Raw genomic sequence first — 25046 nt, 5'->3', positions numbered from 1 at the left:
GGTATCAACATATCTGGCGTTGACTTTTGGCACGCTGTTGAGTTCTCAAGGAACGGACGCTTCCTTTGAAACCGTATCACCGGTTTCTCCGGGCTTTTCCCTCCGGACCTTTCAGCCTTTCGGCTTTCCGGCCTTTCGTGTTTCCAACCTTACCAGATCCGTTTTCCGTTCCGTTTCCGGTCCGAATTCCGTTTCCGGCCCCCTGTTGGAGCGGGGTGTTTCGCGCCTTCCGGCGTGTCCACCACTTTAGCGGATTCCCCCGGATGCTCATAATCGAGCTTTTCGGTCCGGATTTCGGCATGCCGAAGTCGTTCCCGATTGGGGGTCGTGCGGAGTGGTTTGCCGCCGGTGCGGCTCGAGTGCGTACCGATGAACCGTTACGGCTCTGTGGCAGCTCGGGGAACATTACGGATCGGCCTGATCCGTGTCAACCCGTGTCGGCCGAATGCCTCAACCGAGGTCGTTGAGCCGCCCGTCGGCGTCCGGTTGGGCCTCCTCCACCCGGCGCAGGACGCGGGCGAGCATCTCGCCGAGGGCGCCGCGCTCCTCGGAGGAGAGGTCCTGGAGCAGGTCTTCCTCGAAGACCGATGCCCGGCGCATCGCCTCCAGCCACTTCTCCCGCCCGCCGGTCGTCAGCTCGACGATGACGCGCACGCGGTTGTTCGCATCACGCTCCCGGGTGACGAGCCCCTCGTTCACCAGACGGTCGATGCGGTGGGTCATCGCGGCCGGGGTGAGGCCGAGCCGCTTGGCCAGCTCGCCGGGGCCCAGCTGGTACGGGGAGCCGGACAGGACGAGGGCCTTCAGGACCTCGAACTCGACGTTGCTGATGCCGAGGGTCGAGGACTGCCTGCTGTAGGCGACGTTCATCCGCCGGGTGAGTCGGCTCAGGGCGTTGACGACCTGTTCCACCTGCGGGTCCAGGTCCTGGAATTCGCGCTGGTAGGCCGCGATCTGCTCCTCGAGGGTGAGCAGGTCGTCCGGGCCGGGGGTCTCAGCCATGTGCGGAGTATGACACGGAAGTCGTTCGCGCCGAAGTTCTTCGGAGTGTACTCTTAAGCGTCGAAGTTTAGCTTCGAAGTGTTGAGCCTTCGAGTACGCGGGCTTCTCTCCGATCCGTACGACCCTTCTCGACCTAGGTAGGTGAGTGTGACCACCGCGATGGGCGCAGCGCTGCGCCGGATCCAACTGGGCAACGCGCTGAGCGCGTTCGGCAACGGCTTCACGGTCCCGTTCCTGTTCGTCTATGTGGCGCAGGTGCGGGATCTCGGTGCGGATACCGCGGGCCTGGTGCTCGCGATGTTCGCGGTGGCCGCGCTGGTCGTGCTGCCCTTCACCGGACGGGTGATCGACCGGCGGGGGCCGCTGTCCGTTGCGGTCGTGGGCGCGGTCGCCTCCGCCGTCGGTTCGCTGGGGCTCGGGCTGGCGGCGAGCGAGCCGCTGGTCCTCGCCGCGGCCGGGGTGCTCGGCGCGGGAATGGCGGTGATCCAGCCCGCGCTGGCCACGCTGATCGTGTGGTGCTCGACGCCCGCGACCCGGTCGCGCGCCTTCGCGACGCAGTTCTTCCTCAGCAATCTGGGGCTGGGCGTCGGCGGGCTGCTCGGCGGGCTGCTGGTGGACACCTCGTCCCCGGCCGGGTTCGTGCGGCTCTTCGCGATCGACGCGGTGATGTTCCTGGTGCTGGGTGCCACCGTGGCGACCGTACGGCTGGCGAAGGGGCCCGCGCTCGACGGTGCGGTGCCGACCGACGCGTCCGCCGCCGGGGCGGGCGGCTGGCGGGCCCTGCTGGGGCACCGGGCCATGGTGCAGCTGTGCGTGCTGGGTTTCGTGCTGTTCTTCGCCTGCTACGGGCAGTTCGAGTCCGGGCTGTCGGCGTTCGCCGTGGACGTCGCCCGGGTGTCCCCCGCGATGCTGGGCCTGGCGCTGGCCGCGAACACGGCGGCGATCGTGCTGGCGCAGTTCGTGGTGCTCAAGTTGGTCGAGCGGCGGCGGCGCAGCCGGGTGATCGCGGTGGTCGGGCTGGTGTGGACGGTCGCGTGGGCGGTGGCCGGGTCCGCCGCCCTGGTGCCGGGCGGCCAGGCCATGGGCACGGCCGCGATCGTCTCCGCGTACGCGCTGTTCGGTCTCGGTGAGGCGATGCTGTCGCCGACCGTCGCGCCGCTGGTGGCCGATCTGGCGCCGTCGTCCCTGCTGGGGCAGTACAACGCGGCGTTCTCCCTGGTGAAGCAGTTGGCGCTGGCGGTCGGCCCGGCGGTCGGCGGGCTGATGGCGGGAGCCGGTGCGTACGGGGCGTACATCGCGATGCTGATCGTCTGCTCGCTGGGCGTCTCGGTGCTCTCGCTGCGGCTCGGCAGGCGGCTGTCGGCGCGGCAGGACAATCCGCTGCGCGGGGCCGCCGGTGCCCCGGTGCCCGCGCCGCGTTCGGCTCCGGGTTCGGAGTCGTCCGCTCCGGTGACCACGGCGGTCTGACCGGCCCGCCTGAAACCGACCGCCGTGGTCCACACGGTCGCCCTTTCCGCCGGAGGTCTTATGGATCTCCGGCGGGGAGGGCGAATTCGCACCACACCGCCTTTCCGCCGCCCGGTGTGCGGCGTGAGCCCCAGGAGGAGGCGATGGTCGCGACGATCGAGATGCCGCGGCCGGCCTCGTCGACCGGTTCGGCCCGGCGGCGGCGCGGCAGATGGTCGTCGCCGTCGGTCACCTCGATGATCAGGCGCCGGTCGGTGCGGCGCAGCCGCAGCCGCATCGGGGGCGTGCCGTGCTGGAGGGAGTTGGCGACCAGCTCGCTGGCGGCGAGGACGCCCAGGTCGCGCAGCTCCATGGGGAAGCGCCAGCTGGCGAGGACGCCGGAGGCGAAGGCCCGGGCGCGCGGGGCCGCTTCCACTCCGCCGAGGAGTTCGAGGGCGGCGTTGTGGAACAGCTCGGCGTCATGGCCGGTGCGGGCGGGGTGCTGGAGGACCAGGACGGCGACGTCGTCGTCGTGGGCGGCGGTGATGCCGAGCGCCCGGATGAGGCGGTCGCACATCACCTGGGGCGTGCCGGTCGCGCCCGCGAAGACGCGCTCCAGGGCGGCGACGCCGTCGTAGATGTCCTTGTCGCGCCGCTCCACCAGCCCGTCGGTGTACAGGACGGCGCTGGAGCCGGGGCCGAGCGGGACGGATCCGGAGGTGTGCAGCCAGCCCCCGGTGCCCAGCGGCGGGCCGGTGGGTTCGGCGGCGCGGCGCACGGTGCCGTCCGGGTCGCGGACCAGGATCGGCAGATGGCCCGCGGAGGCGTAGACGAGGCGGCTCTCGTTGGGGTCGTGGACGGCATAGACGCAGGTGGCGATCTGGTTGGGGTCGATCTCGGCGGCCAGTCCGTCGAGGAGCTGGAGCACCTCGTGCGGGGGCAGGTCGAGGCGGGCGTAGGCGCGGACTGCGGTGCGCAGCTGGCCCATGACGGCGGCGGCGCGGACGCCGCGCCCCATGACGTCCCCGATGACGAGGGCGGTACGGCCGGCGCCGAGGGTGATGACGTCGTACCAGTCGCCGCCGACCGCCGTGTCCTTGCCGCCGGGCTGGTAGGTGGCGGCGACGCGCAGGTCGTCGGGTTGTTCCAGCTCCTGCGGGAGGAGGCTGCGCTGGAGGGTGACGGCGGCCTGGCGCTGCAGCCGCTCGCCGGCGCGCAGCCGCTCGGCGGCCTCGACCTGGTCGGTGACGTCGGCGCCGAAGACGAGGACGCCGCGCACCCGTTCGGGGGCGTCCTCGGGAGCGGTCGCGGTGGTCTGCGCGGCCGCTACGGGAACGGCCGCCACGGGGGCCGCCATCTCGGGAACGGGCATCTCGGGAACGGTCGCCACGGGCACTGCCGCGTCGGGGACGGCACCGTCGTGGGCGGGCGCGGGCACCGGGTGGGGCACGCGGACCGGCGGCTCGGGGGCCGGGGCGGCCATCTCGATGGGCGAGCAGGTGAACGTGTAGTACCCGTGCCGCGACCGCCCGGCGGCCGTGGGCGCCGGCTCAGGCTCGGCTTCGGTGCCCGGCGCGAGCCCGGGCGCGGACTCGGTCTCGGGCTCGGGTGCGGGCCCGGGTGCGGATGCGGGCCCGGGTGCCGCGGGGACGCGCCGCGCCTTGACGGTGCGGGGCGTGCCGCTGCGCAGGACCTGGTCCATGAGCGGCAGCAGGCCCAGTTCGCGCAGCTCGGGCAGGGCCTGCCCGGCGGGGACGCCGCGGGTCCGGTGGCCGAACAGGTCGGCGTAGGCGTCGTTGAGGTAGGCGATGCGGTGCTCGGGGCCGTACACCACCGCGACCAGGGCCGGGACCTCGCCGAGGACGTCGTGGACGGACAGCCCGTCGAGGGTCGGGACGGCGGCGGGCGGCGGGCCGCCGGGGGCGGTGCCGGGCGCGCCCGGCGGCGACGGCTCGCCGTCGGCGGAGGGGTCGGTGCGCTCGCCGCGGGCGGCCGGGACGGAGCCGCCGCCCGCCGCGGTCTGTGGACGCCGCGCGGCACGGTCGGACCGCGCGGCGGTGCGTCGCTGCGTACGGGGGAGCCGGGCGCTCCAGCGCGTGAAGTTCACTGCGGATTACCTCGTGGGGTGGTGGCTGAGCAGCGCGCCGGCGCGGGATCGGGGAGAGGGATGCGGGTGCGGGGGACGGCCCCCGGGGGAATGCAGCAAACTTCCGAATCCTCGCGATTGTCACTCTTTGCAGATACGAGCCCACCCATGGTCACACGACCAGTGTGGCCGACCGGACTGACATCCGTGAGACGCCGTTCGTGGGAGGGGAGTTCCCGGCTCCGCCCCGGCGGGGTCAACTGGCTTCGGGATGGCGTCCGGTGTCGGCGGCGAGCTTGAACTCCGCGCGCGGGTTCTCCAGCGATCCGAGCGAGACGATCTCCCGTTTGAACAGCCCCGACAGGATCCATTCGGCCAGTACCCGCGCCTTGCGGTTGAAGGTCGGCACCCGGCTGAGGTGGTAGACGCGGTGCATGAACCAGGCCGGGTAGCCCTTCAGCTTGCGGCCGTAGAGGTGTGCGACGCCGCGGTGGAGGCCGAGGGAGGCCACGGAGCCGACGTACTTGTGCTCGTAATCGTCAAGGGGCCGGCCGGCGAGCGAGGCGAGCAGGTTCTCGGCGAGGACCTTGGCCTGGCGGACGGCGTGCTGCGCGTTGGGCGCGCAGACGGCGCCGGGGTCGGCCGCCGTACGGTCCGGCACGGACGCGGCGTCCCCGGCGGCCCAGGCGTGCTCCACGCCGTCCACCTGCAGCGTGGCGGTGCAGGCGAGGCGGCCGCGGGCGTTCAGCGGGAGGTCGGTGGAGGCGAGGATGGGCGACGGTTTGACGCCCGCGGTCCACACGAGGGTGCGGGTGGGGAAGCGCGAGCCGTCACTCAGTACGGCGACCCGGTCCTGGCAGGAGTCCAGGCGGGTTTCCAGCCGTACGTCGATGTTGCGGCCGCGCAGCTCGCGCACCGCGTACTTGCCCATCTCCTCGCCGACCTCCGGGAGGATCCGGTCGGTGGCCTCGACGAGGATCCACTTCAGGTCCTCGGGCGCGATGTTGTGGTAGTAGCGGACGGCGTACCGGGCCATGTCCTCCAGTTCGCCGAGCGCCTCGACGCCCGCGTAGCCGCCGCCGACGAACACGAAGGTCAGCGCGGCGTCGCGGACGTCGGGGTCGCGGGTGGAGGACGCGATGTCGAGCTGTTCGAGGACGTGGTTGCGCAGCCCGATGGCCTCTTCGACGGTCTTGAAGCCGATGCCGGTCTCGGCGAGGCCGGGGACCGGGAGGGTGCGGGAGACGGATCCGGGCGCCAGGACCAGCTCGTCGTAGTGGATCTCGACCGAGCCGGTGCCCTCCTCCTCGGTGGCGAGGGTTCTGATGGTCGCGGTGCGCTTGCCGTGATGGATCGCGGTCGCCTCGCCGATGATGACCTGGCAGTCGCCCAGGACACGACGCAGTGGCACCACGACGTGGCGGGGGGAGATCGACCCGGCCGCCGCCTCCGGCAGGAAGGGCTGGTAGGTCATGTACGGCTCGGGGTCGACCACGATGACCTGTACGGCGCCGTGCCTCAGCTCCTGCTTGAGCTTCCGCTGGAGGCGCAGCGCGGTGTACATCCCGACGTAGCCGCCGCCGACAACGAGAATGCGCGCTGGTTCCTTCACTCTCCCATGAGGCATCCGCGGCCGCCGTTTGTCCACAGCCCCGACCAATTGTGTGACCGGAGGGCCGAAGGTGCCCTGGGGCCGGGCCGTGGGGTGTGGGAGGGAATACGCGCAGGTCAGGGCGTGGCCGTGGGGGGTGGGGCGGTCTGGGAGGCGGGATAAGGTGGCCTGGTGGTCCGGTTGGGGGACGGTCTGTCCCGACCTACCCTCTTCATTCTTGACCTGGGCTCAACTATGTTCGTACTTCGTCGGGGTTGTGACTGCCCCGGCTGACAGGGCGGGGAGTCTCCGGGGGGAGACGTCATTACCGGGGGATCACTTATGCACCTTCAGGGTTCGTCATGGTCCGCAGCCGTCGCGTCCTCGGATGGGCACGGCGGCCGGAGCACTCCGCTGCGCGTGGACGCGCAGCGCAATCTGGAACATGTCCTGCGGGCGGCGCGCGAAGTCTTCGGTGAGCTGGGGTACGGGGCTCCGATGGAGGACGTCGCACGGCGGGCGCGGGTCGGGGTGGGCACCGTCTACCGGCGGTTCCCCAGCAAGGACGTGCTCGTCCGCCGCATAGCGGAGGAGGAGACGGCCAGGCTGACCGATCAGGCACGGTCGGCGCTGGGTCAGGAGAACGAGCCGTGGTCCGCGCTGGCCCGGTTCCTGCGCACCTCGGTGGCGTCCGGCGCGGGCCGTTTACTGCCGCCGCAGGTGCTGCGGGTCGGGGTCGACGCGGAGACGGAGATCCGGGTTCCGCAGCAGCGGCAGGTGGCGTTAGCCGGCCCGCCGCAGGCGGCGGCGGTGCCGTCTGCGGTGCAACCCGCGGTGCCGTCGGCGGCGGTGCCGTCCGCAGCGGTGCCGTCGGCCGGTGCGGCGCAGCCGGATCTGCGGCTGGTCGAAGAGCCGGGCGGGCCGCAGGGCCAGCCGGACGACGCGGGCGCGGCAGCACTGCTGCAGGTCGTCGGGCAACTGGTGGAGCGGGCGCGGGCAGCGGGTGAGCTGCGTCCGGATGTCACGGTCGCCGATGTGCTGCTGGTGATCGCCACGGCGGCGCCGTCGCTGCCGGACGCGGCGCAGCAGGCCGCGGCGTCGGCCCGGCTGCTGGACATCCTGCTGGACGGGCTGCGGTCCCGGCCGATGGGGTGACCGGGGGGAGCCACCTTCTGAGCCGTTTCTGAGCGCGTTCTGACCGATTGGCGATCGGTTGCCGATCGGCTGCTGACCGATTACTCATCGATCCGTTCGCCGGGTGCGTTTCTGCCCGGCGAACGGTCACCTTTTCGAGGGTGCGGTCCGGGGTTCGCTCGTACGTTTCGGGGTCGTGGTGCGCGTCTTCCCCGTGCGGGTGAACGTATGCGCTTGCCGTCCTGATGTTCGTTCCGGTGGCGCGCCCCCGGGTGCTCGGTCAGCGGGCGGTGTCGGCTCCGGAGCCGGCCAGGACCTCGTCGAGCAGGGCGATGGCCTCCTGTGTGGTCAGCGCCGCGGCCTCGGCGCGCAGCTTCCCGGCCACGGCGGGGCCCAGCACGGCGCCCGCCCGTGCCTCGGTCTCCCGGGTCTCCGCGAGCGCCAGCGGGATGCGCGGCAGCCGGCCGCGCCAGCCGTCGGCCGCGCCCAGCAGCCGGACGGCGGGCCGTTCGCGCCCGATCCGCACCAGGACGTACGCCGCCGACTCGGCCTGGTCGGCGAGCAACACCTCCGTACAGCCCACCTCGAGGCCCAGGCCCAGCGCGTCGCGCAGCGTGCGCACCCCGCCCCACGGGTCGCCCTCCTCGGCGCCGACCCGGCCCTCGAGCCCTTGGACCAGGACCCAGAACAGCTGCGGCGGGCTGGATCTCGCCGCCTGCCGCCGGGCGTCCTCGCAGTACGCCCGTGCCGTGGCCGCATCGCCGTGCAGCAGCTCGATGTGGGCGCGCAGCAGGCGGTTGAAGGCCCGGACGTCCACGGCGCCCCAGCGCTCGGCCTCCTGCTCGGAGTGGTCCAGCAGCTTCGCCGCGCCCTCGGGATCACCGGAGTTGAGGGCAAGGTCGGCCAGCCGGGTGATGATGAACGGCACCTCGGTGTGCGCGCCGATCTCCCGGGCCAGCCGCCGTGCCTCCTCGAAGGCGGCCCGCGCCTCGTCGAACCGGCCGCGCAGCGCTGCCATCTCGGCCCTGGCGCTCTCCACCTGGGCGAGCATCCAGCGGTCGCCGACGCGGGCGCTCAGCTCGCGCACCTCGGCGTAGTCGGCTTCGGCGCGCTCGATGCCGCTGGAGGTGTCGATGGCGAGGTGGGCGCGGAACATGAGCGCGGCGCCGACCGCCCAGTCGTCGCCGTTCTCACGGCAGTTGGCCACCGCTTTGTCCATCAGCGGGATCATCGCGGTGTGGCCGTCGAGGATGTATCCGGCGAACGGCCACAGCAGACCGGGGAAGCGGGCGCTGCGCGGGCCCGGGTGGCTGCCGTAGGCGTCGCGGGTGAGCCGGGCTATCCGCCGCGTCTCGGGGTCTTGCGGGTCGGGGCCGTTGCCGGCGTCGATGAGCAGGAAGAAGCGCAGCAGCCGCAGGTCCATGGCGTGCCAGTAGCGGGTGGCGGCGGGATCGTCACCGTCGGCGCCGTCCGGTGCGGGGGGCGGGATGTCCAGCGCCGGTCGGCCGCCGTTCCGTTCGTCGTTTCGTTCGTCGTTCCGTTCGTCGTCCGGTGCGTCGTTCGGCTCATTGGTGAGGTCCAGGGCCCGGCGGGCCCAGGCGGCGCCCTCGTCGCGATAGTTGCGCAGCCACCAGAACCAGCCCATCGCGAGGATGATCGCGAACGAGGTGTTCTCGTCGCGGGCGGTCAGGGAGCGGTGCAGGGCGGCCCGGATGTTGTCGAGGTCGGCCTCGACGCGGCGCAGCCAGGGCAGCTGTTCGGCGGAGCGCAGCCGGGGCTCGGCGGCGCGCGCGAAATCGCGGAAGTGGGCGATGTGCCGGGCCGTGGCGGCGGCGTGGTCGGCGCGGGCGGCGGAATCCTCGGCGGCGCGCTCGCTGACGTACTCGTGGATCGTCTCCAGCATGCGGTAGCGGGCCTCGCCCGGCGGGTGGTCGACGACCAGGAGGGACTTGTCGGCCAGCGCCCCGAGCAGGTCGAGCACCTCCGGGGGCGCGATGGAGGTGCCGGAGTGCGCCGGGGTGTGCGCCGGGGTGCATGTACCGGCGCGTAGGGACTCATGCTCCGGCGCGTCCGTGCGGCCCGTCTCGGCGCAGACGGCCTCCGCGCAGACCGCCTCCGCCGCGGCCAGGTTCCATCCGCCCGCGAAGACCGACGCCCGGCGCAGCACGGTGCGTTCCCGCTCGTCCAGCAGGTCCCAGGACCAGTCGACCACCGCCCGCAGGGTCTGCTGGCGCGGCAGCGCGGTCCTGCTGCCGCTGGTCAGCAGGTGGAACCGGTCGTCGAGGCGGTCGGCGATCTGCCGCGGGGTCAGCAGCCGCAGCCGGGCCGCGGCCAGCTCGATCGCCAGCGGCAGTCCGTCGAGGCGGCGGCAGATCTCCGCGACCGCCGCCGCCGTGTCCGGATCCCCGGCCGGATCGAAGCCGGGCCGTACGGTCGCGGCCCGCTCGGCGAACAGCTGGTGGGCGGGGGCGGGCGGCAGCGGCTCCACGGGCCGTACGGTCTCGCCGGGCACGCCCAGCGGCTCGCGGCTGGTGGCGAGCACGGTGACGCCCGGACAGCGCGCCAGCAGCGTCTCGGTGAGCCGGGCGGCGGTGTCGATGACGTGCTCGCAGTTGTCGAGCAGGAGCAGCAGGCGCCGGTCGGCGCAGTACTCGACCAGGCGGCCGGCCGGGTCGACGGCGTCCGCCCCGCTGGTCCGGCCTTCGAGCCCGGAGGCGAACATCGTCGTCTCGCGGCGGCCTATGGCGCTCAGGACGGCGCCGGGGACGGCGGAGGCGTCGTCCAGCGAGGCGAGTTCGACGACCCAGATGCCGTCCGGGTAGGCGTCCGTCACGGTCGCGGCGGTCTCCACGGACAGCCGCGTCTTGCCGGAACCGCCCGCTCCGGTGAGCGTGACCAGCCGTGAGCCGTCCAGGTCCCGGCGGAGGGCGCCGATTTCGCTCCGCCGGCCGACGAAGCTGGTGAGACGCGCTCGCAGATTGCCGGGCGGTGCCATGGACGCGGCGGGACGTTCCCGGCCGCGGCCCGGGGCGCGGCCGCCGTCCGGGGCGCGGTCCGCGGCGTGGTGGCGGTCCCGACCGCGGTCCCGGCCCGGGGCGCGGCCGCCGTCCGGGGCGCCGTATCGGTCACCGCCCGACCGACCCGGGGCGCGGCCCCGATCGCGCTCGCGGTCCGGGGCGCGGCCCCGATCACCGTCCCGCTCGCGGTCGCGGTCCGGGTGGCGGTCCCAATCCCGGGCGCCGTCGCCGTCCCGGTCATGGTCCCGGCCCGGGGCCCGGTCGCGGTCACCGCTTGGGGCACGGTTACCGACTCCGCCGCCGTCCGGGACGCGGTCGCGGTCGCGGTCGCGGTCTGTGGCGCGGTGCCAGTCACCGTCCCGATCGTGGTTACCGCCCCGGGGGCGGCCACGGTCCGGAGTGCCGTCGCTGTCCCGGTCTCGGTGGCCGTCCCGGTCTCCGTTCGAGTCACGGTCGTGGTCCGCGTAATGGTCCCGGTCACCGTCCGGGCGTTGGTACCGGTCACCGTCACGGCCTCGGTCCGGGTCTCGGGCCGGGCCTCGGTCCGGGTGGCGGTCCCGGTTCGGGTCGCCTTCGCCGTCGCGGGCGTCGTCCACGGCGCGGTCACGATCCCGGTCCGGGGCGCGGTCGCCGTCGGCGTCCGGGACGCGGTACCGATCGCGGTCCGGCTGGCGGTCCCGGCTCGGGTCGCCGTCACCATACCGGTCACCGTCCGGGTGACGGTCCCGATCGCCGTCCGCGTAGCGGTACCGGCCCCCGTCCACCGCGCGGTCACGATCCCGGTCGCGATCCCGGCCCGTGGCACGGTCGCCGTCGCCGTCCGGGCGGCGGTCCCAGTCGCCGTCGCCGTCCTGGGCGCCGTACCGGTCACCGTCCGGGCGGCGGCCTCGGTCGCCCTCCCCCTCCCGGTCACGGTCACGGCCCGCGTAGCCGTCCTGCCCCTGGGCGGGGGCGCGGTCCGCGTCGGGGTGGCGGTCACCGCCCGACCCGCGGGGCCCGGCGGCCGGTGGAGCCGGCGGTGGGGTGGGCTCGCCCAGGAGCAGTTGGCGGTGCAGCTCCCGCAGTTCCGGTCCCGGGTCGGTGCCGAGACGGTCGGCCAGGAGCGTGCGGACCTCCTCGTACGCGGCGAGGGCGTCCGCCGAGTGCCCGGCGGCCCGCAGCGCGCGGATCAGCTGGGCGTGGAACGTTTCGTCAAACGGATGGTCGGCGACCAGCTCGCGCAGCTCCGGGACGAGGCCCGCCGGGCGGTCGCGCGCCAGGTCGGCGTCGATCCGGCGGTGCAGGGCGGCCAGCCGCAAGGCCTCGGCGCGGGCGGCGGCCGCGTCGCGCTCCGGCAGATCGGCGAGCGCCGGGCCGCGCCACAGCGCGAGCGCCTGCCGGAGCGTGGTGGCGGCCGTGTGCGGGTCGCCGGCGTCGAGGGCGCGCATGCCCTCGTCGGTCAGCCGCTCGAAGCGCAGCAGATCGACGTCGTCCCCGGGCGCGGCGGTCGCGAGGCGGTAGCCGCCGGGCGAGGAGACCACGGCCTCCCGACCGATCGCCCGTCGCAACCGGCCCACCAGCGCCTGGAGCGCGGCGGGCGCGTCGTGCGGCGGGTCGGCGGCCCACACCTCGTCGATGAGCACGTCGACGGGGGTGGGCCCGGGACGTGCGGCGCGCAGGGCGAGCGCGGCGAGCAGCGCGCGGATCCGGGGGCCGCCGAGGGGCAGTGGGTCGCCGTGTTCGTCACGCGCTTCGGTGGTGCCGAGGATGAGATACCGCACGGCGGTCATTCTCCTGGGTTCGCGGCGGAACGGGACGCTCCACCCGAGCGGGTCGCACACACGGTCGACCAGACCCGGCAGACCCGGCACCCCGGCCCGGCGGCCGACGCGTCACAGGGAGGGCCGGGGCACCACTCCGCCCGCCACCGCGCGCTGGCGGGGGGCCGCCGTGCCGGTCCAGCAGGTGCCGCGGCGGGCCAGGAGGCGGCGTAGCCAGACTTCGGTGGAGACCAGTTCGGCCAGGCCGTCCAGGGGCAGCCGTTCGCCTTCGGCCGCCGCGCGCAGCGCCTTGCGGACGACGCGGGCCTCGATGAGCCCGGCGTCGGCCAGCAGCGGGGCGTCGAAGAGGCCGACCAGGTCGCCGACCCAGGTGCGCAGGCCCGCGCGTACGGACGCGGCGTGGGCGGCGTGGGAGGTGGCTCCCCAGCCGGTGGGGAGGTCGCGGATGCCCGCTCCGGCGAGGACCGTACGCAGGACGGAGGCGCGCGCTCCGGGCTGGACGCGCAGGGCTTCGGGGAGCGCGCGGCAGGCCCGTACGACCTGGTTGTCGAGGAAGGGGGCGTGCAGGCGCTGGCTGCGCACCTCCGCGGCCTGTTCGAAGACGCGGTGGTCGGCGGCGTAGCGGGCGAGGGCGGCGTCGGCGCGGCGTTCGCCGGGGCGGCGCGCGAGGACGGGGCGCAGCGCCGCCTCCTCGAGGCGGACGGACACCTCGGCGAGGGCTTCCCCGGTGAGCCAGCGGGCGGCGGGGCCGGGGCGGCACCAGGCGAGGGAGGCCAGGGAGGCGGAGACGGCGCCGGCGGCCACCCCCGCGCCGTCGTCGGTGAAGCGGCGCTCCAGCAGGCTCGCGGCGGCTTCCCGTACGCCGTCCCGGTAGGAGGTGCGGGCCAGCCGCCGGGCGGCGCGGTAGACGGTGAAGGGGACGAAGAAGGAGTGGGCGTTGGGCCCGTCGGCCTTGGCGAGGGCGGTGGCGGGGCGCAGCAGATGGCGTCTGCGGCGGTCGAGCAGCAGGTCGGCGAGGCGGGCCGGGTGGGCGTCGAGCGCCTCGCGGGCGCCGTGGCCGACGAAGTGGTCGGCGCTGCCCGCGGCGAGGCGGCGCCGGTGGCGTTCGGCGATGACGAGGGAGGGGCCGGGTTCGTCGGTGAGGGCGCCGGTGTCGAGGGCGGCGTACGGGAGGGCCTCCTCGCCTCCGGCGACGACCACGTGGTGCAGCCGGGGGTTGGCGGCGATGGTGCCCGCGCGCTCCAGTTCGGCTTCGCGGGTGCGGGCGCCGCCGGTGGTGGCGAGGTCGTTGAAGGTGACGGCGAGGAGGCGTTCACCGGCTTCGGTGCCGTGGCCGAGGAGGGTGCCGGGCATGCCGGGGAGCCCGGCGGCGAGCAGGGCGAGGGTGGCGGAGGCGCTTCCTCCGGACAGGTCGGCGCCGATGCCGGGGGCGGGCGCGCCGCGGGCGGCCCGGCGTTCGGCGGGGCCCATGCCGGGGACGGGCCCGGGGTCGAGGCCGTCGGCGGCGGGGGCGTGGCGGGGTGCGGTGAGGCGGGCCCGTACGGCTTCGAGCAGGGCGTCCCGTACGCCTTCCACGGCCGTGTCCTGGTCGAGCGGGGGCGCGGCGACGGCGAGCGAGGCGGTGGGCTCGTAGCCGGTGACGTCGCGGGCGCCGTCGCGCAGGACGAGGGCGTGCCCGGGCGGCACCCGTCTGACGCCCATGTACGGCGTGCCGTCGCCGACGGCCTCCGGGGAGTCGGGGCAGGCGAGCAGCGCGCCGAGGTGGCTGACGTCGAGCTGCGCCTCGATGAGGTCGGCGAGCGGGAGGGCGGCGGTGGCGTACGCGGTGCCGCCGGACCAGTCGGTGTGGAAGACGGGCCGGGCGCCGGCCAGGTCACCGGCGATGGTGATGCGGCGGCCGACCTGGGCGACGGCGGTGTAGCTGCCGGGCCAGGCGGTGAGGTGGCGCAGGGCGCCGCCGCGGGCGGCGAACAGGCCGACCCGCAGCTCCTCGTCGGTGGCGCCGCAGCAGCCGAAGACGGCGAGCCGGGTGAAGGGGTCGGCCTGGACGACGCGGACCTCGTCGGGCCGCCAGTCGCCGACCGCCCACAGCGGATCGGGGTCGGACCACAGGAGTTGGGCACCGACCGGCTGGATCGCACGGCCTTCCGGGGGGACCGGGCCGGATGCGGTACTGCTCCACCCCACCAACCACCGCATCGCCGCCTCCACAGGCTGTGGGCATCCAGGGCAACCAAGAATGAGGTGCCATCATGCACAGCACGTTGACGGTTTCGACATCGAACCGGACAACTACGTAGATCTCTTGGATCTCCCTTGACCGCTGATGACCGCGGGGATCCCAGGAGTTGATCACACCATGCGGCCCCCGCGGGCAGGCGTTCGCGGGAAGCCCAGGAGAGAGCCGTCACCGGTCACGACGCACCGTTCCGCCGTGGCCCATGCTGCCACGACTGGGGCGTACAACAGCGCAAGGACGCCGACGCGTGTACGACGGGACGCCAACGGGGCCGCGAGGAAAGGGGCTTCCCGCGCCGGGCCTCCCCCTCCCCGGCCCGCCGCGGGAGCCCGGCACCGACAGGCGATATCCGGCCAACTTCGCCGTGGCGCGCTCGACGGTCTTGCGGATGCCCCGTCACCATCCGGACCGTCGCGCGCCGTTCGCCCTCGCTCGCCCCCAACGCCTCCCAACACGACAGTCCGGGAGGCGGCGTCCGCCTCCCGGACCGTTCCGCCACCCGCGGGGAATGAGGCGGCGGCGTCCCCCAGCCCACTGGATCCAGTACAGCGGGCCGACCCACGCAGGTCCCATCGAAACGTTCTCGAACCGACCGAGACAGAGCGCACACACGGGCGCACAGCCACACACACCGGGAGCACGCGTCACGCCCCGCACGCCCGTTCGTACAAGAATCTCGCCATCCGGGACACCACCTCTTAACGGTCGGGATGCGGCGAACTACGCTGGGTTTACGAATGCCCCGCGCCCACGCCGGGGCGGCCGTCGGTGCTGTCGAGGGGTGCGCATGTCCAGGGAGCCACGCGGGCCGAACGAGAAGCTCGGCACCGTTCTCGCCCTCGCTGGGATCAGCAATGCCGGGCTCGCGCGCAGAGTCAACGACCTCGGCGCCCAGCGCGGCCTGACCCTTCGCTACGACAAGACGTCGGTAGCGCGCTGGGTGTCCAAGGGCATGGTGCCCCAGGGCGCCGCGCCCCATCTGATTGCTGCCGCTATCGGCAGCAAACTCGGCCGCCCCGTCCCGCTGCACGAGATCGGGCTCGCCGACGCCGATCCGGCCCCCGAGGTCGGGCTCGCCTTCCCGCGCGACATCGGCCAGGCCGTCCGCTCCGCCACCGAGTTGTACCGGCTTGATCTCGCGGGTCGGCGCGGCGGGGTGGGCATCTGGCAGAGCCTGGCCGGATCCTTCGCCGTCAGCGCGTACGCCACACCCGCCTCCCGCTGGCTCATATCCCCGGCCGACACCTCCGTCGCGCGCGGACCCGAGGACGCCGAGGACGCGGCGGGCGGCGCGGGCGGCAGCGGCCCCGACGCCTTACCGCAGCGCGTCGGCCACAGCGACGTCACCAAGCTGCGCGAGGCCGCCGAGGACGCGCGCCGCTGGGACTCCAAGTACGGCGGCGGCGACTGGCGTTCCTCCATGGTCCCCGAATGCCTGCGGGTCGACGCGGCACCGCTGCTGCTCGGCTCGTACAGCGACGAGGTCGGCCGCTCCCTCTTCGGCGCCACCGCCGAACTGACCCGGCTGGCCGGGTGGATGGCCTTCGACACCGGCCAGCAGGAGGCCGCCCAGCGGTATTACATCCAGGCGCTGCGCCTCGCCCGCGCCGCCGCCGACGTCCCGCTCGGCGGCTACGTGCTGGCGTCGATGAGCCTCCAGGCCACCTACCGCGGCTTCGCCGACGAGGGCGTGGACCTCGCCCAGGCCGCCCTGGAGCGCAACCGCGGCCTGGCCACCGCCCGCACCATGAGCTTCTTCCGGCTGGTCGAGGCGCGCGCCCAGGCCAAGTCCGGGGACGGCCCGGCCTGCGGCGCGGCGCTGAAGTCCGCCGAGGGCTGGCTGGAGCGGGCCCGGTCGGGCGACGCCGACCCGTCCTGGCTCGACTTCTACAGCCACGAGCGGTTCGCCGCCGACGCCGCCGAGTGCTACCGCGACCTGCGGCTGCCGCGCCAGGTGCGGCGCTTCACCGAGCAGGCGCTGGCCCGGCCGACGGAGGAGTTCGTACGGTCCCACGGGCTGCGGCTCGTCGTCTCCGCCGTCGCCGAACTGGAGTCCGGGAACCTGGACGCGGCGTGCGCGGCGGGCGCCCGCGCCGTGGAGGTCGCCAACCGCATCTCCTCCGCGCGCACCACGGAGTACGTGCGCGACCTGATGCACCGGCTCGAGGCGTACCGCGACGAGCCGCGGGTGGCCGAGCTGCGCGAGCGGGCGCGGCCGCTGCTGGTGGCGCCTGCGTGAGGGTGGGGCGGGTGTCCGGCGTGCGGGTGGGGCCCCGGGTTTTCGCGCCCCTGTGTGTGGCGCCGGCGTGAGCGCCGGGGAAAGCCCGCGTGATCTTCACGCACCCGTCCGGATCCCAGGTGCCGCACGGGTTTCGGCCCGCTGTCAGTGGCGCAGGTCATGATAGGGATCGACGGTCGGGGCGACCGGAGGGTTGTGGCGCGTGGGGAGGTGCATGGCGTGACGGCGGTTGACTGCGACGTGCTGGTGATCGGGGGCGGGATCGTCGGCCTGTCGACGGCGTATGCGATCACGCGCGCGGCGCCCGGCACCCGGGTGACCGTCCTGGAGAAGGAGGCGGGCCCGGCCCGCCACCAGACCGGGCGGAACAGCGGAGTGATCCACAGCGGGATCTACTACCGGCCCGGCTCGCTGAAGGCGCGGTTCGCGGTGCGCGGCGCGGCGGAGATGGTGAAGTTCTGCGCCGAGTACGGCATCGCCCACGAGGTGACGGGCAAGCTCATCGTCGCCACCGAGCGCTCCGAGCTGCCGCGGCTGCACGCCCTGGTCCAGCGCGGCCGGGAGAACGGGATCCCGGTGCGCGAGCTGGGCCCCGCCCAGATAGCGGAGTACGAGCCGTCGGTGCGCGGGCTCGCCGCGATCCACGTCGGCACGACGGGCGTATGCGACTTCGGGGCGGTGGCCGCGCAGCTGGCCCGGCTGGCGGGGGACGCGGGCGCGTCCGTGCGGTACGGGGCCGGGGTGACCCGCATCGGCCGCCGCCCGACCGCCGTCGCGGTGCGTACGGCGGACGGCACGGTGCTGCGGGCGCGGGCCCTGGTCAACTGCGCGGGCCTGCAGTGCGACCGCGTGGCGCGGCTCGCGGGCGACGACCCGGGCATGCGGATCGTGCCCTTCCGCGGTGAGTATTTCGAGCTGGCGCCGTCCCGCACCTCCCTGGTCAACGGCCTGGTCTACCCGGTGCCCGACCCGGCGTTCCCCTTCCTCGGCGTCCACCTGACCCGCGGCATCGACGGCGGCGTCCACATCGGGCCCAACGCGGTGCCCGCCCTCGCCCGCGAGGGATACGCCTGGCGCACCGTGCGCCCGCGCGAACTGGCCGGGACGCTGGCGTATCCCGGCGCCTGGCGGATAGCCCGCCGCCACTGGCGGTACGGGGCGGGCGAGCTGCGCCGCTCCCTGTCCAAGCGCGCCTTCACCGACGCCGTGCGCCGGCTGCTGCCGGAGGTCACGCCCGACGACCTGATACCCGCCCCGGCCGGGGTGCGCGCCCAGGCGGTGCTGCCGGACGGCACGCTCGTGGACGACTTCCTGATCTCGCAGTCGCCCCGCGTCGTCCACGTGCTCAACGCCCCCTCCCCCGCCGCCACCGCCTCGCTCCCCATCGGCCGCGAGGTGGCCCGGAGGGTGCTGGAGGCGCTGTGAGCGGTCTCACGGCCGCCGCCGAGGCGTAGCGGGGCGGCGGCCCGCCAGCGGGCCCTCGGGCCCGCACCGTGGCATCCCGGGCGGGCCCGCCGGGGTGCCCGCCCCCGCCCGTAGAATCGGAAGCACTGTGTCCGAGAACTCCACCGCCCCCGACGCCCACGCGGAGCGTGACCGCACCGTGCCCGGTCCCGGCCCCTCCTCCGCCCGCGACCGCGGCGAGCCGCTGTTCCCCGGCGGCCCCGTCGCCGACCCGGCGGGCTCGCACCATGAGCGCCGCATCCGTTCCTTCCGCCCCCGCCGCGGACGGGTGACCGCCGGCCAGGGCGAGGCGCTGCGCCGCCTGTGGCCGCAGTGGGGGCTGGACATCGACGGGCTGCACCGCCTCGACCTCGGCGCGCTCTTCGGCGACCCGGACCTCCCCGTCGTCCTGGAGATCGGCTTCGGCATGGGCGAGGCCACCGCGCAGATGGCCGCCGCCGACCCCGGCACCGGCATCCTCGCCGTCGACGTCCACACCCCCGGCCAGGGCAATCTGCTCGCCCTCGCCGAGCGCGACGGGCTGTCCAACGTCCGGGTCGCCAACGGCGACGCGATCATCCTGCTGCGCGAGATGCTGGCGCCCGCCGCCCTCGCCGGGCTGCGCGTCTACTTCCCGGACCCCTGGCCCAAGAAGCGGCACCACAAGCGGCGGCTGATCCAGCCCGAGTTCGTCGAACTGGCCGCCACCCGGCTGCGCCCCGGCGCGCTGCTGCACTGCGCGACCGACTGGGAGCCGTACGCGGAGCAGATGCTGGAGGTCCTGACCGCCAGCCCGTCGTTCGACAACGCCCAGGCCGACGGCGGCTACAGCCCGCGCCCGGACTTCCGCCCGCTCACCAAGTTCGAGTCCCAGGGCCTGGACAAGGGACATATCGTCCACGACCTGATCTTCCGCCGTAACGAGGCATAGCGGCCCTGCGCGGATGGGAACAATCCCGCAGTCCGCCACTTCCGCGTTCGTTAGGGTCGGTTGAGTGCATCAGTCCCCGTCCCCCCACCAGCCGCCGGATCCGCCGGTCACACCGCACGACCAGCAGCCGTGGTTCGACGGCACGGCCGCTCCGGGGGGCTGGCCGCAGGCGCCGCAGCCTGGGCACCCCGGACATCCGGGGCTCCCGGGATACCCGGGGTTCCCGGGACACCCAGGCCACCCGGGGCCGTGGGGCAGAAGCGGCCGTCTCAGCCGCCTCTGGGACAACAAGGCCCTGCGCGCCACCGCGCTCATCGGGCTGCTGTCGATCTCCGGCCTCGTCATCCTGGCCCTGGTCCGCGAGCAGACCGGAACCAAGGGCTTCCTGGTGGGGCTCGGCCTCGCCGTGCTGCCCGTACCGCTGATCCTCTCGGTGTTCCGCTGGCTGGACCGCGTCGACCCGAAACCCTGGCGGAACCTGATCTTCGCCTTCGCCTGGGGCGCGTGCGCCGCGACGCTCGTCGCGCTCATCGCGAACGGCTTCGCGACGGAATGGCTCATGACGACCGTCGCCGACTCCTCGTCCCCCGGCGGCCGCGCCGACGCCGACACCTGGGGGGCCACGTTCGTCGCGCCGTTCGTGGAGGAGAGCGCCAAGGCGGCCGCCGTGCTCCTGCTCTTCGTGTTCCGACGACGCGACTTCAACGGGATCGTGGACGGCGTCGTTGTCGCCGGAATCACCGCCACCGGATTCGCCTTCACCGAGAACATCCTCTATCTCGGCTCGGCGTTCGTCAGCGACCAGGAGTTCGGCTACTCGGGCATCCGCTCCACCACCGCCGCGACGTTCTTCATCCGCGGGGTGATGTCCCCCTTCGCGCACCCCCTGTTCACCTCCATGACCGGCGTCGGCTTCGGCCTGGCCGCCGCGGCCGCCGCCCACCAGCGCGTCCGCCGCGTCCTGCTGCCGATCGTGGCGCTACTGGCCGCGATGGTCCTGCACGGCCTCTGGAACGGCTCGTCCGCCCTCGGCGGCTATGGCTTCATCATCGTCTACGCCGCGTTCATGGTCCCCGTCTTCGGGCTGCTGACCTGGCTCACGGTCTGGTCCCGCACCAGCGAGCTGCGCACCATACGCGATCAGCTCACCGCCTACCAGGCCGCCGGGTGGCTCACCCCGCCCGAGCCGATCGCGCTGTCCTCGATGCGCGCCCGCGGCATCGCCCGCGACCTCGCCCGCCGCACCCAGGGCGCGGCGGCGGCCCGCGCGGTCGGCGAGTACATCGCCGCCGCGACCTCCCTCGCCTTCCTCCGCCGCCGCGCGTACCGGGGCACGGCGGGCCCGGACTTCACCACCCGCGAGCGCGAACTCCTCGACCGTCTGTGGGAACGCCGCGACACCGCCCAGCCGGCCCTGGCCCACGCGGCCCTCTCCCTCCCCCTCCCCTACCCGGGCCCACCCCAGGGCCCCATCCCCCCGCCGTACTGGCCCACCGGCGGCTACGGCTACGGCAGCCCCGGCCAGGGCTACGGGTACGGCGGCCGCGGCCAGGGCTACGGCTACGGCGGCCCCCAGCCGCCCCAAGCCCAACAGGCCCCGCACCCGACGTACGCCTTCCAACCGTCGTACGCCCCGCAACTCCCGGCGCCCGTCCCGTACGGCCCCACAGGCCCGCAGGGTCAACCGTGACCTCGCCGCTCTGGGGCACGCTCAAGGAGCTGGCCGAGGACGCGGGCACAGGAGGCATGGGCCCCGGTGGGAGGATCGTTCCTGCTACGCGACCATTCCCCACGCCACAGCGGTGGGCGACCCAGCCCACCCATCTACCGTCTTCCACACGGAAGCGATGCCCCGCTCTTCTAGATAGGGCGCATACGCCTTGATGTCCTCGGTGAACAGCGCCAGAAGATGCGGCTTGGGCTGCCCATTCTGCTCATACAGGAAGTAGCTGTACTCGAAGAGTTGCCCCAGAGCTTCGCGCACTGCCGTGGTGGGGTTCCCCCGCTTGACGGTTTTGGCTTCCACCAGCCACTCCAGATCAGCCCGCCTCAGCACAAGGTCCTTGGGATGCATCTTCTCGGTGATCGGCACGAAGCCCCGCTTGTCGATGTACTCACCGAACCCTGCGACCAGCAGCTCGTGGCTTCGGGACTTGGTGATCGTTCGCGCCGGAATGTGCGCGACGTAGTCGCTTCCGTCCTTGGGCCGGAAACCGTCAAGCCCCTCAGCCGGGGCCTTGGCTGCTCCGCTGGTTGCCTTGACGCCCTCAGACGTCTTCTCATCGCTGAGCGTCTTCTCCACAGTGGCAGCACGCTGAAGGACTTCGGCCAGGTGCCAGAGGTCTTCGCGCAAGTGTGACTCGGATGGCATGGCGTCCACGCCATAGGTCCGGGCCACCACGCTTCCGGCCTCGTACGAGAGAGCGCGAAGGGCGTCGCACTTGAAGTCCGGACGGCCCTCATACCCCGCCACCAAGTCCTTCGGCAGCCCATCGAACAGGACTTGAGCGCGTCCACTCAGGTATACACGGCGCTTCTCGCCTTCACCGAGTGCATCTGCCAGCCATGTCACGCCCTGCTGGAGCGTGAGCGTCACGGTGCTGAGGTCGGCGGCGAAGATGTACGCCAGGTAGAGGCCCCTCTTCGGGTCGCGGGTGATGTCGGGGTCGTACACACCGATCCATGGCGTTTTGCTGGCGCCGCCGCTACCTCCCTTGCCCTCGGCCTCGAACCCTCCCGGCACGAGGTCGCCCCACAGGTTCTTCACCTCGCGGAGACGGTCTTGGGCGTAAACCCCCTTCGAGATCCCCTTCTTCCAGTCGTACGTGCTGGCCACGTCGAGGAGCAGATCACGTATACCCATGGTCAAAACTATGCATTGCTGGTCTGACAACGACTGTCTTCGATCGCTTGTGGTCGTCACGCATCATGCAGTGCCAGCCTCGGTACGCCTCGGGCTGTCGTAGGTCGCTGATAGAACGGTGTGTGGACTGGTGACACGAGGAGCCGCTGCTATGACCGATGCCTTCACCCACAGCGCAAGTCCAGCACCGGGCTTATACGAGCGGCTGATTACCTCCCGCATCGAGGACCAGCTGAAGACGCTGGACGCCGCAGGGTGGAAGACCATCCAACAGAAGGTCGGCGAGCACTCCACCCCTCACGTGCTCGCGCGCCACGTCGCCGACACGGTGCGGGAGATCTTCGCCAGCCTGCCCACTCATGAGCAGGTGATCGCGGCCAACCACATCCTTGAATCGATCAGCACGCTCGACGGGGCCAAGCAGTGGGTGGACCTGATCGCGGACGGGCCTCGGCAGCTGATCGCCGTCGCCGAGCAGGAGGCGCCGGGTGTCTACTCCGTGCGCCCGGCCACGCCGCTTTCCGAGACGGCGCTCATCACCAACTCCCCCGAAGACCCGAACCTGGGCTTCGAGCTGCGGGCCGAGTTGGCCACCGCAGACCGAGTTGACCTGCTCTGCGCGTTCGTGAAGTGGCACGGCCTGCGCGTCCTGGAGGAGTCATTGAAGGCGGCGCGGGATCGCGGGGTGCCGATCCGCGTCATCACGACCACCTACATCGGGGCCACCGAGCGGACCGCCCTGGATCGGCTCGTCAGGGAGTTCAACGCCGAGGTCAAGGTCAACTACGAGCTGCGGTCCACCCGGCTGCACGCCAAGGCATGGCTGTTCCGGCGGAACAGCGGCTACGACACCGCGTACGTGGGCAGCTCGAACCTCTCCAGGAGCGCACTGCTCGACGGCTTGGAGTGGAACGTCCGCCTCTCATCGGTGGCAACGCCGCCGGTGTTGAAGAAGTTCGAGGCCACCTTCGACTCGTACTGGAGTGAGCCCTCCTTCGAGAGGTACGACCCCGACAGCGACGCCGCCCGGCTGGAGGACGCGCTCACCCGAGCCAGCGGAAAACAACGGCCCGGCACCCACGCCATCAGCCTGTCCGGCCTCGAAGTGCGGCCCTACCCTCATCAGCAGGACATGCTCGAGCGGCTCGACATCGAGCGGGACATTCACGGCCGGCACCGAAACTTGTTGGTTGCCGCGACGGGGACCGGCAAGACCGTCATGGCCGCGCTCGACTACAAGGCTCTCAAGAGGAAGCACCAGGGACGCCCCGTCACCCTCCTCTTCGTCGCACACCGCCAAGAGATTCTGAAGCAGTCGCTACGGACCTACCAAGAAGTGCTCGACGATGCGAACTTCGGGGAGCTCCTGGTCGGGGGTAATGAGCCGCAAGATTGGACGCATGTCTTTGCCAGCGTCCAATCCCTCAACGCTCGGTCCCTAGAAAAGCTCGCTCCCCACCACTTCGACGTCGTGGTCATCGATGAGTTCCACCATGGCGTTTCCCCGACCTACCGACGCATCATCGACCACTTCGAGCCGATGGAGCTCCTGGGCCTGACGGCCACACCGGAGCGGATGGACGGCCGGAACGTCCAGGATGAGTTCTTCGACGGCCACATCGCCGCCGAGATGCGCCTGTGGGAGGCGTTGGAGAACGATCTGCTCAGCCCCTTCCACTACTTCGGCATAGCCGACAACACTGATCTCGAAGGACTCACCTGGAAGCAGGGTTCGTACGACACGAGCGAGCTGGGCCAGCTCTACACGGGAAACCATGCGCGCGCTCGTCTCATCGTGAAGGCCGTGCAGGAAAAGGTGACGGATCCCGGGGCCATGCGGGCGCTGGGGTTCTGCGTGACCGTTGCGCACGCTCACTTCATGGCCAACTTCTTCCGCCAGGCCGGCATCAGCGCCAAGGCCCTCGATGGGTCCACCCCCACGGCGGAGCGTGCCCAGGCCCTGAATGACCTGCGTAACGGCACGGTGCAGGTCCTGTTCTCGGTCGACCTCTTCAACGAAGGGCTCGATATCCCAGACGTGGACACCCTCCTCCTGCTCCGCCCGACCGCCAGCGCCACGGTGTTTCTGCAGCAGCTGGGCCGGGGCCTGCGACGGACTCCGGACAAGGCTGTGCTCACGGTCCTCGATTTCATCGGCCAGCACCGCAAGGAGTTCCGCTTCGAGGAGCAGTTCCGTGCGCTGACGAGCTTCACCCGCAACCGGCTCACGGAGCACATGGAGCGCGACTTCCCGCAGCTGCCCTCCGGATGCGAAATCATCCTCGACCGTAAGTCCAAACAGCGCATCCTGGACAACATCAAGAGCCAGATCAACGTCAACGTGCGGCAGTTGACGCAAGAGGTGGCGGCATACGCTGAACCACGTCTGGACGCCTACCTCCGTGAGAGTCGCCGCGAGCTCAAAGAGCTGTATCGCAGCAACAACTCATGGACACGCCTCTTGCGGCGAGCCCGGCTTCTAGCCGAGGAGCACCCCGAAGCCGAAGAAGCACTCCTCAAGCGAATTTCGGCATTCCTCCATGTCGACGACCCGCAACGCGTCCATGCCTACCAGCGCATGCTTTCCGATGACGCCCCGGGGTACGACTCGCTGGATGCATCGTGGCAGGCGTACGCACGGATGCTCTTCTTCTCCTTGTGGCCGCTGGGCGGGGGATTCGCCAGCTACGCCGAGGGCTTCGCATCGTTGCGCCAGCAGAGCGCCTTCCGCAGCGAGCTGAGCCAAGTGCTCGCGTACAACCTGGAGCACACCGATCACTACCCGATCCCGCTCCTGGGCGACCATGATGGGATCCCGCTAGCCGTCCACGCCTCCTACAGCCGCGAGGAAATCCTGCCCGCCCTCGGCCAGGCGGATGTAGACGGCTTCATGCCCGGAAACTTCCGCGAGGGCGTGAAGTGGTGCGAAGGGCTCCGGACCGACGCGCTCTTGATCACCCTCGAGAAGGACGACAAGGACTTCTCACCGCAGACCCGATACAAGGACTACGCGATGAGCCCACATCGCTTCCACTGGGAATCGCAGAACCAGACGTCGGAATCGTCGCCCACCGGCCTGCGCTATCAGCAGCATCAGGAGCGCGGCACCCACGTGCTGCTCTTTGTGCGGCGCTACAAGAAGACCGACATCGGTGGGCCACAACCGTGGATGCTGCTTGGACCCGCTACGTACGAATCTCATGAGGGCAGCAAGCCGATGGGCATCGTCTGGAAACTCCAGCACAAGCTGCCTGCCGATGTCTGGACGTACTCAGCCATCGCGGCGGGGTAGCGG

The 25046-nt window shown here is 72.4% G+C and carries 13 protein-coding genes; 7 read left to right on the top strand and 6 right to left on the bottom strand.

Annotated elements, in window-relative coordinates; all coding sequences use genetic code 11:
• Positions 1-450: 450 nt before the first annotated feature.
• A complete protein-coding gene (locus tag ABZ562_RS26235; RefSeq protein WP_361484120.1) occupies positions 451-1002 on the bottom strand; it encodes a MarR family transcriptional regulator in 552 nt (183 codons plus the stop codon).
• 147 nt (positions 1003-1149) lie between these two features.
• On the opposite strand from ABZ562_RS26235, the gene ABZ562_RS26230 reads away from it, so the two are divergent.
• Entirely contained in the window at positions 1150-2469 is a 1320-nt protein-coding gene (locus ABZ562_RS26230) for an MFS transporter (RefSeq protein WP_361484140.1), read from the top strand.
• A 58-nt stretch (positions 2470-2527) separates the two neighbouring features.
• On the opposite strand, the gene ABZ562_RS26225 is transcribed toward ABZ562_RS26230, so the two are convergent.
• Together ABZ562_RS26225 and ABZ562_RS26220 are read right to left on the bottom strand one after the other, a co-directional pair.
• Positions 2528-4555: an ATP-binding SpoIIE family protein phosphatase gene (locus tag ABZ562_RS26225; protein ID WP_361484118.1), complete on the bottom strand. Its 2028-nt coding sequence runs from the start codon at positions 4553-4555 to the stop codon at positions 2528-2530.
• 235 nt (positions 4556-4790) lie between these two features.
• The gene (locus ABZ562_RS26220) at positions 4791-6161 is read right to left on the bottom strand and encodes an NAD(P)/FAD-dependent oxidoreductase (protein ID WP_361484116.1); all 1371 of its coding nucleotides are present in this window, start codon (positions 6159-6161) and stop codon (positions 4791-4793) included.
• Positions 6162-6467: 306 nt separating this feature from the next.
• Between ABZ562_RS26220 and ABZ562_RS26215 the strand changes: the two genes are divergently transcribed.
• On the top strand, positions 6468-7280 hold the full coding sequence (locus tag ABZ562_RS26215; RefSeq protein ID WP_361484114.1) for a TetR family transcriptional regulator: 813 nt from the start codon (positions 6468-6470) through the stop codon (positions 7278-7280).
• A 259-nt stretch (positions 7281-7539) separates the two neighbouring features.
• On the opposite strand, the gene ABZ562_RS26210 is transcribed toward ABZ562_RS26215, so the two are convergent.
• Both ABZ562_RS26210 and ABZ562_RS26205 read right to left on the bottom strand, forming a co-directional pair.
• A complete protein-coding gene (locus ABZ562_RS26210; protein WP_361484112.1) occupies positions 7540-12036 on the bottom strand; it encodes a BTAD domain-containing putative transcriptional regulator in 4497 nt (1498 codons plus the stop codon).
• 111 nt (positions 12037-12147) lie between these two features.
• Complete coding sequence (locus ABZ562_RS26205) at positions 12148-14235, bottom strand: asparagine synthase-related protein (protein WP_361484110.1); 2088 nt, start codon at positions 14233-14235, stop codon at positions 12148-12150.
• Between the two features lie 827 nt (positions 14236-15062).
• On the opposite strand from ABZ562_RS26205, the gene ABZ562_RS26200 reads away from it, so the two are divergent.
• The 4 genes from ABZ562_RS26200 to ABZ562_RS26185 all read left to right on the top strand — a co-directional run bounded on the left by ABZ562_RS26200 (position 15063) and on the right by ABZ562_RS26185 (position 20578).
• On the top strand, positions 15063-16514 hold the full coding sequence (locus ABZ562_RS26200; protein ID WP_361484108.1) for an MFS transporter: 1452 nt from the start codon (positions 15063-15065) through the stop codon (positions 16512-16514).
• 219 nt (positions 16515-16733) lie between these two features.
• A complete protein-coding gene (lhgO, locus tag ABZ562_RS26195; protein WP_361484106.1) occupies positions 16734-17939 on the top strand; it encodes an L-2-hydroxyglutarate oxidase in 1206 nt (401 codons plus the stop codon).
• 178 nt (positions 17940-18117) lie between these two features.
• Positions 18118-18888: a tRNA (guanosine(46)-N7)-methyltransferase TrmB gene (trmB, locus tag ABZ562_RS26190; protein WP_361484138.1), complete on the top strand. Its 771-nt coding sequence runs from the start codon at positions 18118-18120 to the stop codon at positions 18886-18888.
• Positions 18889-19183: 295 nt separating this feature from the next.
• Positions 19184-20578 (top strand): PrsW family intramembrane metalloprotease, encoded by a 1395-nt coding sequence (locus ABZ562_RS26185; RefSeq protein WP_361484136.1) that lies wholly within the window; start codon positions 19184-19186, stop codon positions 20576-20578.
• Positions 20579-20662: 84 nt separating this feature from the next.
• Here ABZ562_RS26185 and ABZ562_RS26180 read toward each other — a convergent pair whose 3' ends face one another.
• Positions 20663-21751, bottom strand: coding sequence for a DUF3578 domain-containing protein (locus tag ABZ562_RS26180; RefSeq protein WP_361484104.1), 1089 nt, complete (start codon positions 21749-21751; stop codon positions 20663-20665).
• A gap of 151 nt (positions 21752-21902) precedes the next feature.
• Between ABZ562_RS26180 and ABZ562_RS26175 the strand changes: the two genes are divergently transcribed.
• Positions 21903-25043, top strand: a complete 3141-nt coding sequence (locus ABZ562_RS26175; RefSeq protein ID WP_361484102.1) for a DUF3427 domain-containing protein — start codon at positions 21903-21905, stop codon at positions 25041-25043.
• Positions 25044-25046 lie beyond the last annotated feature (3 nt).

Source organism: Streptomyces sp. NPDC019937 (genome assembly GCF_040631655.1).
Taxonomy (GTDB): Bacteria; Actinomycetota; Actinomycetes; order Streptomycetales; family Streptomycetaceae; genus Streptomyces.
Note: the sequence above shows the minus strand (reverse complement) of the source record. Positions and strands in the feature narration are given on the sequence as shown.